Genomic DNA, 14,690 nt, shown 5'->3' on the forward strand with positions numbered 1-14,690 from the left:
ATTCCAACGGTTTGTCAGACGGCTGACTCAGGTACGCGGCAGGGTTACGCCACGCTGGCCCTGGTACTTGCCGCCACGGTCCTTGTAGGAGACTTCGCACGCTTCGTCCGACTCAAGGAACAACATCTGCGCCACGCCTTCGTTCGCGTAGATTTTCGCCGGCAGATTGGTGGTGTTGGAGAACTCCAGGGTCACATGACCTTCCCACTCAGGCTCGAGCGGCGTGACGTTGACGATGATGCCGCAACGCGCGTAGGTGCTTTTACCCAGGCAAATGGTCAATACGTTACGCGGGATGCGGAAGTATTCGACGGTGCTGGCCAGAGCGAAGGAGTTCGGCGGAATGATGCACACGTCGCTGTGGATGTCGACGAAGCTGCCAGCATCGAAGTTTTTCGGGTCGACGATCGCCGAATTGATGTTGGTAAACACCTTGAAGTGATTGGTGCAACGCACATCGTAGCCGTAGCTGGACACGCCGTAGGAGATCACACGGCTATCGTCTCTGCCGCGCACCTGGCGCTCGACGAAAGGCTCGATCATGCCGTGTTCCTGCGCCATGCGGCGAATCCACTTGTCCGATTTGATGCTCATGGCGGGTGTCCTGAATAGCGAGGTGGAAAAATTCTGTCCGGCATCTTACCGGGCAGGCGCGCCGGGTTCAAAGTCCGGGAGACAATTCTCGACGATCCCCCGTGAATTCCGGGTCTTCAGCGCCATTCGATGCACCGTCAGTCATGAAAACAGAGAAACCTTCGCAGGAAGCATTGGCACGTTCCGGAAAAAGGGTTAAGGTGGCGCCACTGTGCTGCTTGTGTCACTGAGAATCTCTACACGATATGTTGAATTTCGATCCAACCATCTACAAGAATTTTTCCTGCTCTTTGCACTCAGTCTCGGCCAGGGTTCTTCCTGCGTCGCAGTTATCTTTGTTCAAGGAGTTACACCATGTCTAATCGCCAAACTGGTACCGTTAAGTGGTTCAACGATGAAAAAGGCTTCGGCTTCATCACTCCACAATCCGGTGACGACCTGTTCGTTCACTTCAAAGCTATCCAATCCGACGGCTTCAAAAGCCTGAAAGAAGGCCAACAGGTTTCTTTCATCGCTACCCGCGGTCAGAAAGGCATGCAAGCTGAAGAAGTTCAAGTTATCTAACTTGTACTTGCTTTAGTAAAAAGCCCCGCCCTCAAAAGCGGGGCTTTTTTGTGCCTGTCTGTTTTGCAGGCAAAAAAAATCGCAGCCCATGGCTGCGATTTTTTGCGTCTTACCAGGCCACGCCAAACCCAGCGGTGTAGCGGGTCTTGTCCAAATCAGCATCGTCGGTGCCGCTAATAATGTCTCTCTCGGCCTTCAGGTTAAGCGATGCCCATTCGGTCACCTTGTAGCGCAAGCCCATCTCGGCATCGAGCGCGTAGTCGGCCACGCCCGACAACGGCTTGCCCACTTCGCCATTGGTGAAGAACTCCACCCTCTTGCCGATCAGGTAGCGGTTGTAATCCCACTTCATCGCCAGGGAGTAGAAGTTTTCCTTGCTGCCATCGCTGAACTCATAGTCCGTGCGGTTGACCAGCGAGCCCAGCGAGAATGCGCCCAGCTCGTCGTCCCAGAATTGGTAACCGGGGCCGGTACCGACTGTGCGCTGGCGGGCGAGCTCTTCGACCTTGTCGCGCTTATAGACTGCGCGCCCCTGCCAGAACCATTTTTCGGTCAGGAAACGGTCGAGCGAGTATTCGCCCCGCCAGTTGTCGGTAGTGACCACGTCATCCTGAAATTCGCGGTTGTACTCACCTTCTGCGGTGTGTCGCCATCTGCCATGGCGCGCAGTGGTCTTGAAGTCGATATCGTAATCGTCGGTGTCTTTCTCGGCCCGCTGATAATCCAGCGCTGCATCGATATTACCCTTCCACACCAAATCCTCGACGACAGGCTTAGGCTTGAGCATCTGCTGGATACTGGCCAGCTCCACGGTCTTGGGGCCATCGCCGTTGGCCAGGGTGACCTTGCCGTCTTCTGCCGCGTGTAGCGCCTTGGCCTTCTCCCCGGTGTAGGCATCCTGTTTGACCAACAGTTGCTGATCACTCTCCAGGGTTTTGACCTGCTTCCAGTCGATCGGGACTGAGCCAGCATACTCGGTCTGAATCAGCAGTTTGCCACCATCGAACACGGTGATTTTGCCGCTCAACTTGTCACCGTTCTTCAACCAGACGGTATCGGCGAGCAAGGGAGTGGAAGCACTGACGACAGCGAGGCACAGCAAGGTTCTAGACAACATAAGCGAATCGAAGGCTCAACTTTGCGAAAAAAAGTCGGCATTATCCATAGGAATAAGGCCCTAGCAAGGACTGACCCGACTTTTTCTATTGAGTTCATTTCTCAATGGGCGATCCAGGATTTACTCTACAGACGGTCAATGCGCATTTTTTCAGGAAGCCCGGGACGTGACCGACTCAAACGCTGAAACCGAAAGCGCGGCGCAAATCCGACGCACGGCGCTCTACCTGACCTTGGCACAAGTGCCCGAAGGCAAAGTCGTGAGCTATGGCCAGCTCGCCGAACTCGCGGGACTGGGTCGTGCTGCCCGCTGGGTCGGGCGAACACTCAGCCAATTGCCCGGCGACACTAAATTGCCCTGGCACCGTGTGCTAGGTGCCGGCGGTCGGATCAGTCTGCCCGTGGGCAGCCCTTCGGGGGATGAACAACGGGCCCGATTGCGCATGGAAGGCATCAGTATCCTGAACAATCGTGTTGATATTCAGCGCCATGGGTGGCGCCCGGTAGAGCACAGCGGTTAGAGTGCGCGCTTTGTTTCCGTAATTCTTGAGGCAGACTCCAGCCCATGCCCCGTAAAACCTGGCGCGCCGCGCTCGCCGCCTATGCCAGCCCCTCGACCCTCGTGCTGTTGCTGCTTGGTTTCGCCGCCGGCCTGCCTTACATGCTGGTGTTTTCGACGCTTTCAGTCTGGCTGCGCGAGGCCGGTGTTGCCCGCGAAACCATTGGCTACGCAAGCCTGATCGGTCTGGCCTATGCCTTTAAATGGGTCTGGTCCCCGTTGCTCGACCAATGGCGCCTGCCACTGCTCGGCAAGCTCGGTCGACGACGCTCCTGGCTGGTACTGGCCCAGGCGCTGGTGATCCTCGGCCTGATCGGCATGGGATTCTGCGACCCGCAAAAGCACCTGTCCTGGCTGATCGCCATTGCCGTGGTCGTCGCCTTCGCCTCGGCGACGCAAGACATCGCTGTCGATGCTTATCGCCTGGAAATCGCCGACGAAACCCGCCAAGCCGCGCTGGCGGCCAGCTACATGGCCGGTTATCGGGTCGCAGCCCTGCTGGCGACGGCCGGCGCACTGTTCTTCGCCGAAGGCTTCGGCTCCACCGGTTTCAACTACAAGCATGCGGCGTGGACCGGCACCTACGTGCTGTTCGGCGTCTTGATGGTCCCGGCGTTGCTGACCACCCTGTTCATGCGCGAACCGCCGGTGCCCCTGCGTACTCAATTGCAGGCCGGACGCTATAGCTTTGTGCACCAATTGGCGTCGGTGTTCGTGCTGATCGTGCTGCTGGTGTCCGTACCGGCCATGTTCACCCAGCTCTACAACACTGACTTCGCCAGCGTACTGTTCGAAGGCGCCAGCGTGCTCGACCTGCTGCTCGAAGACCGCGCGTTCCTGCGGGCGATCCTCTATATCACGCTGACCGGCCTGTGCTTGTCGGCCATGGGTCGCCGTGGCTTGGCCCCGGTGCTGACGCCGGTCAACGACTTCATCCTGCGTTACCGCTGGCAAGCCCTGCTGCTGCTCGGGCTGATCGCCACCTATCGGATGTCCGATACGGTGATGGGCGTGATGGCCAACGTGTTCTACATCGACCAAGGGTTCACCAAGGATCAGATTGCCAGCGTCAGCAAGATATTCGGCCTGATCATGACGCTGGTCGGTGCCGGCATGGGCGGCCTGCTGATCGTGCGCTTCGGCATCCTGCCTATCCTGTTCATTGGCGGCGTTGCATCGGCCGGTACCAACCTGCTGTTCCTGATGCTCACGGATATGGGTGCCGATCTGCAGATGCTGATCGCCACCATCTCACTGGATAACTTCAGTTCGGGCCTGGCGACTTCGGCATTTGTCGCTTACCTGTCGAGCCTGACCAATCTCAAATTCTCCGCCACCCAGTACGCCCTGCTCAGCTCGATCATGCTCTTGCTGCCTCGCCTGATCGGAGGCTACTCAGGGGTCATGGTGGAGAAATTCGGTTATCACAACTTCTTCCTGATCACCGCCCTGCTGGGCGTTCCGACCTTGTTGTTGATCGCCTTGCACTGGTTCCAGGAAAACCGCCGAGCCGGTCCGACACCGGAACCGGTTCCGACCCAGGTTGCGGAAGAATCGTAGGCTCTTTACGCAGGAAGCATCGCGGGAGGGCGAGCAGATTTTCGCCCTCCCGCCAGACAGCCGGCCGCACTCCTGTACGCCAGCAGATCTCGCCCGTACAATGTTCCGTCATTTCTCGTCATCAGCAACCGACAACGGCCAACCATGCGCACCAGTCAATTTTTGCTCGCCACACAGAAAGAAACGCCTTCCGACGCGGTCGTCATCAGCCATCAGCTGATGCTGCGCGCCGGCATGATCCGCAAACTCGCCTCGGGCCTGTACACCTGGCTGCCCATGGGCTTGCGAGTGATGCGCAAGGTTGAAGCCATCGTGCGTGAAGAAATGAACGCCGCCGGCTCTCTCGAAGTGTTGATGCCGAGCACCCAACCGGCTGAGCTGTGGCAGGAATCCGGTCGCTGGGAAGAGTACGGCCCTGAATTGCTGCGCTTCAAGGATCGCCACGGTCGCGACTTCTGTGCCGGCCCGACTCACGAAGAAGTCATCACCGACCTGATGCGTAACGAGCTGAGCAGCTACAAACAGCTGCCGATCAACCTGTATCAGATCCAGACCAAATTCCGTGACGAAATCCGCCCACGCTTCGGTTTGATGCGCGGCCGCGAGTTCATCATGAAGGACGCCTATTCGTTCCACGCTGATCAGCCTTCGCTGCAGATCACCTACGACCGCATGCACCAGGCGTACTGCAATGTGTTCACTCGCCTGGGCCTGAAGTTCCGTCCGGTTGAAGCCGACAACGGCTCGATCGGTGGTGCCGGCTCCCACGAGTTCCACGTACTGGCCGAATCCGGCGAAGATGACATCGTCTTCAGCAACGGTTCCGACTACGCTGCGAATATCGAAAAGGCCGAAGCCGTACCGCGCGAAACCTCTCGTGCCGCACCTGCCGAAGAACTGCGCCTGGTCGACACGCCGAACGCCAAGACCATTGCGCAACTGGTCGAAGGCTTCAACCTGCCAATCGAAAAAACCATCAAGACCCTGGTGGTGCACGCTGAAGAGAAAGGCAAGCTGATTGCCCTGATCATCCGTGGCGACCACGAGCTGAACGAAATCAAGGCCGCCAACCAGCCTGGCGTTGCCAGCCCGCTGGTCATGGCTTCCGAAGCCGAACTGCGCGACGCCATTGGCGCCGGCGCCGGCTCCCTTGGCCCGTTGAACCTGCCACTGCCGATCATCATCGACCGTTCCGTCGAGCTGATGAGCGACTTCGGCATTGGTGCCAACATCGACGACAAGCACTACTTCGGTGTGAACTGGGAGCGTGATCTGCCGGTTCCGACGGTTGCCGACCTGCGCAACGTCGTGGCGGGCGATCCAAGCCCTGACGGTAAAGGCACCCTGGAAATCAAGCGCGGCATCGAAGTCGGGCACATCTTCCAGCTGGGCAACAAGTACAGCAAAGCGATGAAGTGCGAAGTGCTGGGCGAGAACGGCAAGCCGGTCACCCTGGAAATGGGCTGCTATGGCATTGGCGTGTCCCGCGTGGTGGCTGCCGCCATCGAACAGAACAACGACGAGAACGGGATTATCTGGAGCGATGCTCTGGCCCCGTTCCAGATTGCCCTGGTACCGCTGCGCTACGAAACCGAACAGGTTCGCGAAGCCACCGACAAGCTCTACGCAGAACTGACTGCCGCCGGCTTCGACGTGCTGCTGGACGACCGCGACAAGAAAACCAGCCCGGGCATCAAGTTCGCGGACATGGAGCTGATTGGCATTCCACACCGGATCGTGGTCAGTGACCGCGGCCTCGCCGACGGCAATCTGGAATACAAGAGCCGCACAGAGGCCGAGGCGCAAGCGCTGCCGGTCGCTGACGTGTTGTCTTTCCTCCAGGCCCGCATCCGCCGCTGACACCAGATAGAGACGTCATGTTCAAGCGAAACACCTTAGGCCTCGGTGGCGCCGCCCTGTGCGGCGCGCTGCTGGTCAGCGGCTGTGCCAATCAGATGTCACAACGCAGCGAGCACGAGGAACGGGTCGAGCGCAAACTGCTCGATCACAGCCTGCAGATCGATGTCGGCGAGCCTAAGGTGCTTGAGCTGCCGCAACGTCGGGTGAAAATCCACGAGCAGAAGACCTTCGAAGTCACCGAGTTCGAAGTCACGCGCCGCTATGATCGCTATACGCCTTACCAACCCTGGAGGGAGGTCTACGAGATCCCGCTGGGCGCGGTGGCCGTGGTGGCCGGTGTCGGTGCGAACGTCGTCAACGTGTTCACCCTCGGCAATCTGCCGGACAGCGTGACGAAGGACTGGCTCGGCTATGGTTTCGCCGGGCTCAACCCGTTCATGAACGTGCAGTCTCACGGTCGCGCACAGCAGAACCTGGCGGGCATCGACGAAGTCCAGCGCGACAAGCGCACGGAATATTCGAGCCTGCCATGGAGCGAACGTCCGGTGCAGGTCAAGGCCGGCAAGAACACGTTTGATCTGAGCACCGATCGTAACGGCGTGTTGCGCCTGAATCTGCTGGATAGCCCGTTCGCCGAGCATGACCTCAATCATCTGGGTAAGCTGCAGATCAGTGTCGAAGACAACAAGGACGATGTGCACACTGACTCGTCCCTGGCGATCAGCAGCAACTTGCGCGGCAAGCTGCTCGAAGCTCACGGGCTGATTTACGACGATCTCGAAGATGACGAAGTGAGCCAGTGGGTACACCGGGTCAAGCGCCTGTCGGAATTGGGTCTGGAAGAAGAAGCCAGCGAGTTGGAACAGAGCTTGATCGAACTGACCCGCAACGATCCTGAGTTGCAGACCGAATTCCTCAAGTCATTGACCAAGGATGCCGGGCGACTGGTGGCGGATCCAGGACCGAATTAAAAGCCTAAAAGTTTCGCGAGCAAGCCCGCTCCCACAAGGACGATGCAGTACCTGTGGGAGCGGGCTTGCCGGGAGTGTCAGATTTTTTGTGTGCGGGCCGGTAACGGCCTGCCATAAGGCAAGCCCTCATTTCACCAGTTTGACCTGGTAAATCGATCGCCATAAAGAATCGCAAACTGATTCATTGCGCTCTTCCAGTCGTGCGCTGCGCTGCCCCAATTGGCCGTGATGTTTTGCAGTGCCAGCCAGATCAGCTTCGTCGCTGCATCATCAGTCGGGAAGTGGCCTCTTGTCTTGATGATCTTGCGCAACTGAGCATTGATGCTCTCGATGGCGTTAGTGGTGTAGATCACTTTTCGGATGGCAGGCGGGAAGACAAAAAACGGGATGACTCGATCCCAGGCACGTCTCCAAGCGGCTACGACTGTTGGGTATTGTTTGCCCCAAGGCCCCGTTTCAAATGCGTCCAGAGCTTGCTCGGCAGCTTCAACGTTAAGCGCCTGATAAACCGGCTTGAGGGCTTTGGCCAACTCGCGGCGCTTGTCCCAGGAGGCGTAATCAAGACTGTTACGGATCAGGTGCACGATGCAGGTCTGCAAGGTCGTCGTCGGAAACACCGCACTCAAGGCTTCTGGCATGCCTTTAAGGCCGTCAGTTACCGCGATCAATACATCCTCAACGCCACGGGTCTTGAGGTCGTTGAAGACCTTCATCCAGAACTTGGCCCCCTCAGTGGTCTCAATCCAGATGCCCAAAATGTCTCGGGTGCCGTCCGGCAGCACGCCCAGAGCCAGGTAGATGGCCTTGTTGCGAACCAGTCCTTCCTCACGGATTTTGACCCGCAGCGCATCGAAGAAAATCACCGGATACATCGGCTCAAGCGGGCGTTGTTGCCAGGCAGTCACTTCCTCCAACACTGCGTCAGTGACCGAGCTGATGAAATCATGGGAAACATCGGTCCCGTACTGCTCCGAAAGGAATGCCCGGATCTCTCGGACGGTCATGCCACGGGCGTACATGGCAATGATTTTGTCGTCGAAGCCCGTGAACCGACGCTCATGCTTGGGGATCAGCATTGGCGCGAAGCTGCCATCGCGATCCCGAGGAATGTCCAGACGCAGCGGGCCATCATCGGTCAGCACGGTCTTGCTGCTTTTGCCGTTGCGCTGGTTACTCGACTCCTCAGGGCGCTCCGCGCCCTGAGGGTAGCCAAGGTGGTGACCCAGCTCCGCGCCAAGGGCTCGCTCGATAAGCGCCTTTTTGAACGCCATGGATGCGTCCTGAATCGCCTCGGCGCTCATTGGGCCTTTAACGAACTGATCGATCAGCTCCTTCGGAATCGAAGGAAGCTGGGTTTTGGCCTCCGAGGCCGGTTTCTTTTTGGTCGGCATACATGCTCCTTTTCAACATGTTATGCCCGAACACAAAATTTCTGACAGTCCCGGCTTGCCCGCGATGACGCCATTACATTCACTGCAAAACTACCGCTCAAACAACTCCATCTGCTCAAACCCGCCCCGCAAATCCTCCAACCTCACCCCGATCCCCAATAACCGCACCGGTTTCCCACCACGGTTAAACGCCTGGGTCAGCAACAACTGATAACTCCCCAGATCCCGCCCTGCCCCGGCCTGCTCCAACGTAGTCTGGGTAAAATCATGGAATTTCACTTTGACGAACGGCTTTCCCGGTCGATAGCTGCTGTCGATCCGCGCCATGCGGCCATTCAGCGACTCCAGCAACTCGGGCAATTTATCCAGACAACTCACCAGATCCGGCAGGTCCGCGTCGTAAGTGTTTTCGACGCTGATCGACTGCCGGCGACTGTCGTTGTGCACCAACCGCTCATCGATCCCACGGGCCAGGCTCCAGAGCCGCTCGCCGAAGCTGCCGAATTCACGCACCAGTGCCAATTTGTCCCATTCACGCAAATGCGAGCAATCGACGATGCCGAGCTTGCCCAGCTTGTCGGCGGTCACTTTGCCAACCCCGTGCAGCTTGCTCACTGGCAAACCACTGACAAAGTCTTCCACCTGATCCGGGGTGATCACGAATAAGCCGTTAGGCTTCTTCCAGTCGCTGGCGATTTTGGCGAGAAACTTGTTCGGCGCCACACCAGCCGACACAGTGATGTGCAACTGATTGGAGACCCGGCGGCGAATGTCCTGGGCGATTCGCGTGGCGCTGCCGCCGAAATGCGCGCTGTCCGACACGTCGAGGTAGGCCTCATCCAGGGAAAGCGGCTCGATCAGGTCGGTGTAATCACGAAAGATCGTATGAATTTCCTTCGATGCTTCTCGATAGGCATCCATGCGCGGTTTGACGATGGTCAGGTCCGGACAGAGTTTCAAGGCATGTCCGGAAGACATGGCCGAGCGTACGCCATAAGCCCGTGCTTCATAGTTACAGGTGGCAATCACCCCACGCCGATCGGCCGAGCCGCCCACCGCCAATGGCTTACCGGCCAGGCGCGGGTCGTCACGCATCTCGATGGCGGCGTAGAAACAGTCACAATCGACGTGGATGATTTTTCGCTGCGTCATATAAAAGCAGTGTTCATGGCGAAGAAACGATGTGTGGGTGAGTCGTACCGGCAGTATCTCACTGACACCTGTATATAGCACCAGTACTCTGAATGTTCTTTTTCCTATGTAGGAAAAGCACGCATGAATTTATTTTCTCAATCGAAAGCCCCCTCTCGATAGAGCCAAAAGCCTTGCCCTGCCTGCGTTTCAGACCGATTTGCCACTCCTTTTTTCACCTAAGCGCTTGAACAGGAACAGGTTTTACCGAGATTGAAGGTTGACAGCCCTGCGATCCTCTGTAGAATGCCGACACACAGACGCGGGATGGAGCAGTCTGGTAGCTCGTCGGGCTCATAACCCGAAGGTCGTCGGTTCAAATCCGGCTCCCGCAACCAAACATCAAAAAAGGCTACTCGAAAGAGTGGCCTTTTTTGTGCGCGCCTGTTTTATAAAAAATCAGCGATTTCTGCCTAACCGCACAGAAACAAGAAATCGTTCTGATTCCGAAACTTAGGTCTCCCCTGCCACCGCTCGCCCTCGTTTTACACTTATTTGAGCCATACTGGGATTAACGGTTGACACTCCGGCGTTCGCCTGTAGAATGCCGCCACACAGACGCGGGATGGAGCAGTCTGGTAGCTCGTCGGGCTCATAACCCGAAGGTCGTCGGTTCAAATCCGGCTCCCGCAACCAAACATCAAAAAAGGCTACTCGAAAGAGTGGCCTTTTTTGTATCTGTTGAAAAAGTCCTTTCGCAACAATGATCTGTCACTGTGCAGCGAGCCGTTCGGGGGTCGTCAGACTGTGAGTTCAGCGCAGGCTGAACCGCAGACGGAACCCTCTGCGACTGATGACGCGCCATCGCCCATCCGGTGAGAGGCGTTAATATTTGTGATTATTTTTTTCTACAGGGATTGGTAACTTGGCTGGATACCCCCATCCTGTCGCGCACAATCCAAGAGGTGATTGATGCGCGCCAACTCGTCTGATCCACAAGACACCGTCACAGCGACACAACCGATCAAAGCCGAGCGTCTGCGCTTGCTGGATCGAATCAGCAAATACCGTCACCCCATCGGTCTGGCGGTCACTTTGCTGTTGTTCGCCATCGCGCTGATTGCTTGCCGTCGCCTGCTGAGCGAACTCGATCTGTACGCACTGCACGACTCGATTCTGGACGTGCCGAAACCGGCCTTGCTGGGTGCGCTCGGCGCGACCGTCATCGGCTTCGTCATTCTGCTGGGTTACGAATGGTCGGCCAGCCGTTATGCCGGCGTGACGCTGGCACCGCGAATGTTGGCATTGGGCGGCTTCACCGCATTTGCCATTGGCAATGCCATCGGCCTTTCGCTGCTGTCAGGCGGCTCGGTTCGCTACCGTTTATATGCACGTCATGGTGTGGGGGCTTCGGAAGTCGCGCACATGACCTTGTTCGCCAGCCTCTCGCTCGGCTGCGCCCTTCCGCCACTGGCCGCCCTCGCCACCCTCAGCAACCTGCCCGCCGCCTCGGTGGCCCTGGGCTTCTCCGAAACATTGCTGGGTGCGATTGCAGTGGCCGTGCTGCTGCTCTCCACGGTGCTGGCCATCGGCATCTACCGTCGTCGCTTGCCGGAACAGCCTTACCCCGACAACCTGCTGGTCAAGGTCGGCCGCCGCACCTTGCGCCTGCCGGGTCGCCGCCTGACGTTCCTGCAACTGGTCATCACCGCCCTGGACGTGGCCGCCGCCGCGACCGTGCTCTATCTGTTGCTGCCGGAAGCGCCGCCCTTCGGTGCGTTCCTGCTGGTCTATCTATTGGCCCTGGCCGCTGGCGTGCTCAGCCATGTGCCGGGCGGTGTCGGGGTGTTCGAGGCGATTTTGCTCGCCGCCTTCGCCGACAAACTCGGTGCCGCGCCACTGGCCGCCGCCCTGCTGCTCTACCGTCTGATCTACGTGGTGTTGCCGCTGCTGGTGGCGTGCGTACTGCTGCTGGTCAACGAAGGCCAGCGCCTGTTTCAATCGCGCCAGTCCTTGCGTGCTGCCTCTGGCATGGCCGCGCCGATTCTGGCGGTGCTGGTGTTCCTGTCCGGCGTGGTGCTGCTGTTTTCCGGCGTGACGCCAGAGATCGATACCCGCCTTGAACACATCGGTTTTCTGATTCCCCATCGATTGGTCGACGCCTCGCACTTCGGCGCCAGCCTGGTGGGCGTGCTCTGCCTGTTGCTGGCTCAGGGGCTGCGTCGCCGCCTGTCAGCTGCGTGGATGCTGACCACCATTCTGTTGTTGGTCGGCGCCCTGCTCTCTCTGCTTAAAGGCTTCGACTGGGAAGAGGCTTGCCTGATGACCCTGACGGCGAGTTTGCTGGGGGTTTTCCGGCGCTCGTTCTATCGCCCCAGTCGCCTGACCGAAGTGCCATTTTCGCCGCTGTATCTGGTGGCCAGCCTTTGCGTACTGGGCGCGTCGATCTGGTTGCTGCTGTTCGCCTATCAGGACGTTCCCTACAGCCATCAACTCTGGTGGCAGTTCACCCTCGACGCCGATGCCCCGCGTGGCCTGCGCTCGCTGCTCGGCGCCGCGGTCCTGCTGGTGGTGGTGTCCCTGACCTGGCTGCTGCGCACCGCGCGCCCGGTGATCCATCTGCCAACGCCCGATGAACTGGACCGCGCGGTAAAGATTCTCATGGCCTCGTCCCAACCGGATGGTGGCTTGGCCCTGACCGGTGACAAGGCGCTGCTGTTTCATCCCAACGACGAGGCGTTTCTGATGTACGCCCGCCGTGGTCGCAGCCTGGTGGCGTTGTATGACCCGATCGGCCCGACCCAGCAACGGGCGGAAATGATTTGGCAGTTCCGCGATCTGTGCGATATCCACCACGCCCGCCCTGTGTTTTATCAAGTGCGTGCCGAAAACCTTCCGTACTACATGGACATCGGCCTGACCGCGATCAAGCTCGGCGAAGAAGCCCGGGTCGATCTGCACCGCTTTGATCTCGAAGCCAAGGGCAAAGAGATGAAGGACCTGCGCTACACCTGGAACCGTGGCACCCGTGACGGGCTGTCGCTGGAGATCCATGAGCCGGGGCAAGCGCCGATGGACGAGCTCAAGGTGATTTCCGATGCCTGGCTGAGCGGCAAGAATGTGCGCGAGAAAGGCTTCTCGCTCGGGCGTTTCAGCGATGACTACCTCAAGCACTTCCGCGTCGCGGTGATTCGTTTCGAAGGGCGCCCGGTGGCGTTCGCCAACCTGCTCGAGACCTACGGCCATGAACTGGCCAGCCTCGACCTGATGCGCGCACACCCCGACGCCCCCAAGCTGACCATGGAGTTCATGATGGTCGGCTTGATTCAACATTATAAAAATCATGGATACGCGCGTTTCAGCCTGGGCATGGTGCCGTTGTCGGGGTTACAACCCCGGCGCGGTGCACCACTGACCCAGCGCCTGGGCTCGATGGTATTCCGCCGTGGTGAGCAGCTGTACAACTTCCAAGGTTTGCGCCGCTTCAAAGACAAGTTCCAGCCCGACTGGGAACCCCGTTATATGGCCGTGCCCGCCGGACTCGATCCGCTAGTTGCGCTGGCCGACACTGCCGCCCTGATTGCGGGCGGCTTGACTGGATTGGTGAAACGCTGATGATTCAACGCTCCCTGCGGTACGTACTGGCCACACTGGTAGTGCTGGCCCTGATGGTCGGTGGCGGTTACTGGTACCTCAAACGCCCGGCACCGGAACCGACCCTCGAACTGCTGACGCCGGCCGACGGCGCCGCGATGACCCGCGTCATCCCCGGCACCACGCCACGCGCCCAGGTGCTGGTGGCGGTCAATGAAGACCAGAAGCTCAGCGACAAGCAATTGATGACCCTGAGCCGCAGCGGCTCGGCGCAGATCGTCCAGGTGATCCTGCCCAAGGACTGCATCCAGCAAGGTCGCGCCCTGCAAGCCGGCCTCAGGCAACTCAATGGCCCAGCCACCCTGGTCAGCGGCATCGGCCCTGGCGCGGTGCTGGCGTGGCGCTGGCTGGCGGAGCAGAAGGACGACAAGGCCCAGGCCATTTCCGTTGACCTTGCCCTGGAAAAACCCGGCTGCACTCACCTGCTGCCGAAAACTTCCGCCCACGGTCACTGGCTAGTGGCCTGGAACGACAACCCGGACGACACCAGCGCCGGCTTCGTGCGCGACCAGCCCAACGCCGAAACCAGCATCAGCGACTACGACATCAACCTGCCGCAAGTGCTGAACAACGAACTGCGCAAAATCCTCGTCGGTGGCGATAAAGCCGCTGGCGGCCTGCAGATCCCGGTGGTCGAAGTCCCGGCCGGTCAAGCCAAGGACACCGTCACCCTGTTCCTCTCCGGCGACGGCGGCTGGCGCGACCTGGACCGAGACGTGGCCGGCGAGATGGCGAAGATCGGCTACCCGGTGGTCGGCATCGACACCCTGCGCTACTACTGGCAGCACAAGAGCCCGGAACAAAGCGCCCTGGACCTGACCGAACTGATGCAGCACTACCGTCAGAAATGGGGCACCAAACGCTTCATCCTGACCGGCTACTCGTTCGGCGCCGACGTATTGCCCGCCATCTACAACCGCCTGCCGGAAGCGGAACAGCAGCGCGTCGACGCAATCATCCTGCTGGCCTTCGCCCGCACCGGCAGCTTCGAAATCGAAGTCGAAGGCTGGCTCGGCAACGCCGGCAAAGAAGCCGCCACCGGCCCGGAAATGGCCAAGCTGCCGCCTGCAAAAGTGGTATGCATCTACGGCGAGGAAGAAGTCGACGAGAGCGGCTGCACCGACAAGACCGCCGTGGGCGAAGCGATGAAACTGCCTGGCGGCCATCACTTTGATGAGAACTACCCGGCGCTGGCAAAGCGATTGGTGGATGTGATCGAGAAGCGTCAAGCGAAAGAGACGGCGGCTCAGGAGTGATCTGAGCCGCGCTCACAAAAAAGCCCCCGCTGCC

General features: G+C 59.1%; 11 protein-coding genes and 2 tRNA genes. 9 read left to right on the top strand and 4 right to left on the bottom strand.

All coding sequences use genetic code 11. The features are described 5' to 3' along the window. Positions 1-27: 27 nt before the first annotated feature. Positions 28-594 (bottom strand): dCTP deaminase, encoded by a 567-nt coding sequence (dcd, locus tag PSH88_RS24360; protein WP_305423132.1) that lies wholly within the window; start codon positions 592-594, stop codon positions 28-30. Between the two features lie 354 nt (positions 595-948). Between dcd and PSH88_RS24365 the strand changes: the two genes are divergently transcribed. Then, a complete protein-coding gene (locus PSH88_RS24365) occupies positions 949-1,158 on the top strand; it encodes a cold-shock protein (RefSeq protein ID WP_002554837.1) in 210 nt (69 codons plus the stop codon). Between the two features lie 109 nt (positions 1,159-1,267). Here PSH88_RS24365 and PSH88_RS24370 read toward each other — a convergent pair whose 3' ends face one another. Continuing rightward, complete coding sequence (locus tag PSH88_RS24370) at positions 1,268-2,275, bottom strand: DUF481 domain-containing protein (protein ID WP_305483396.1); 1,008 nt, start codon at positions 2,273-2,275, stop codon at positions 1,268-1,270. 166 nt (positions 2,276-2,441) lie between these two features. On the opposite strand from PSH88_RS24370, the gene PSH88_RS24375 reads away from it, so the two are divergent. From PSH88_RS24375 to PSH88_RS24390, 4 genes are all read left to right on the top strand, one after another. After that, positions 2,442-2,795, top strand: coding sequence for an MGMT family protein (locus PSH88_RS24375; protein WP_038979210.1), 354 nt, complete (start codon positions 2,442-2,444; stop codon positions 2,793-2,795). Between the two features lie 44 nt (positions 2,796-2,839). Further along, entirely contained in the window at positions 2,840-4,393 is a 1,554-nt protein-coding gene (locus PSH88_RS24380) for an AmpG family muropeptide MFS transporter (RefSeq protein ID WP_305423135.1), read from the top strand. 144 nt (positions 4,394-4,537) lie between these two features. Then, positions 4,538-6,253 carry a proline--tRNA ligase gene (locus PSH88_RS24385; RefSeq protein ID WP_305423137.1) on the top strand — a complete coding sequence of 572 codons (1,716 nt, stop codon included), beginning with the start codon at positions 4,538-4,540 and terminating at the stop codon, positions 6,251-6,253. A 17-nt stretch (positions 6,254-6,270) separates the two neighbouring features. Next, positions 6,271-7,224, top strand: a complete 954-nt coding sequence (locus PSH88_RS24390) for a hypothetical protein (RefSeq protein ID WP_305423138.1) — start codon at positions 6,271-6,273, stop codon at positions 7,222-7,224. A gap of 131 nt (positions 7,225-7,355) precedes the next feature. On the opposite strand, the gene PSH88_RS24395 is transcribed toward PSH88_RS24390, so the two are convergent. Both PSH88_RS24395 and dinB read right to left on the bottom strand, forming a co-directional pair. Beyond that, positions 7,356-8,615: an IS256 family transposase gene (locus tag PSH88_RS24395; protein ID WP_305422598.1), complete on the bottom strand. Its 1,260-nt coding sequence runs from the start codon at positions 8,613-8,615 to the stop codon at positions 7,356-7,358. Between the two features lie 90 nt (positions 8,616-8,705). Continuing rightward, a complete protein-coding gene (gene dinB, locus PSH88_RS24400) occupies positions 8,706-9,767 on the bottom strand; it encodes a DNA polymerase IV (protein WP_305423140.1) in 1,062 nt (353 codons plus the stop codon). Positions 9,768-10,067: 300 nt separating this feature from the next. On the opposite strand from dinB, the gene PSH88_RS24405 reads away from it, so the two are divergent. The 4 genes from PSH88_RS24405 (at position 10,068) to PSH88_RS24420 (ending at position 14,656) form a co-directional block, all read left to right on the top strand. Beyond that, positions 10,068-10,144, top strand: a tRNA-Met gene (locus PSH88_RS24405). A gap of 221 nt (positions 10,145-10,365) precedes the next feature. After that, positions 10,366-10,442, top strand: a tRNA-Met gene (locus tag PSH88_RS24410). 276 nt (positions 10,443-10,718) lie between these two features. Beyond that, complete coding sequence (gene mprF / locus PSH88_RS24415) at positions 10,719-13,361, top strand: bifunctional lysylphosphatidylglycerol flippase/synthetase MprF (protein ID WP_305423142.1); 2,643 nt, start codon at positions 10,719-10,721, stop codon at positions 13,359-13,361. Then, positions 13,361-14,656, top strand: coding sequence for a virulence factor family protein (locus PSH88_RS24420; protein WP_305423143.1), 1,296 nt, complete (start codon positions 13,361-13,363; stop codon positions 14,654-14,656). Before mprF ends, PSH88_RS24420 begins: the two co-directional genes overlap by 1 nt. Positions 14,657-14,690 lie beyond the last annotated feature (34 nt).

This window comes from Pseudomonas wuhanensis (assembly GCF_030687395.1).
Taxonomy (GTDB): domain Bacteria; phylum Pseudomonadota; class Gammaproteobacteria; order Pseudomonadales; family Pseudomonadaceae; genus Aquipseudomonas; species Aquipseudomonas wuhanensis.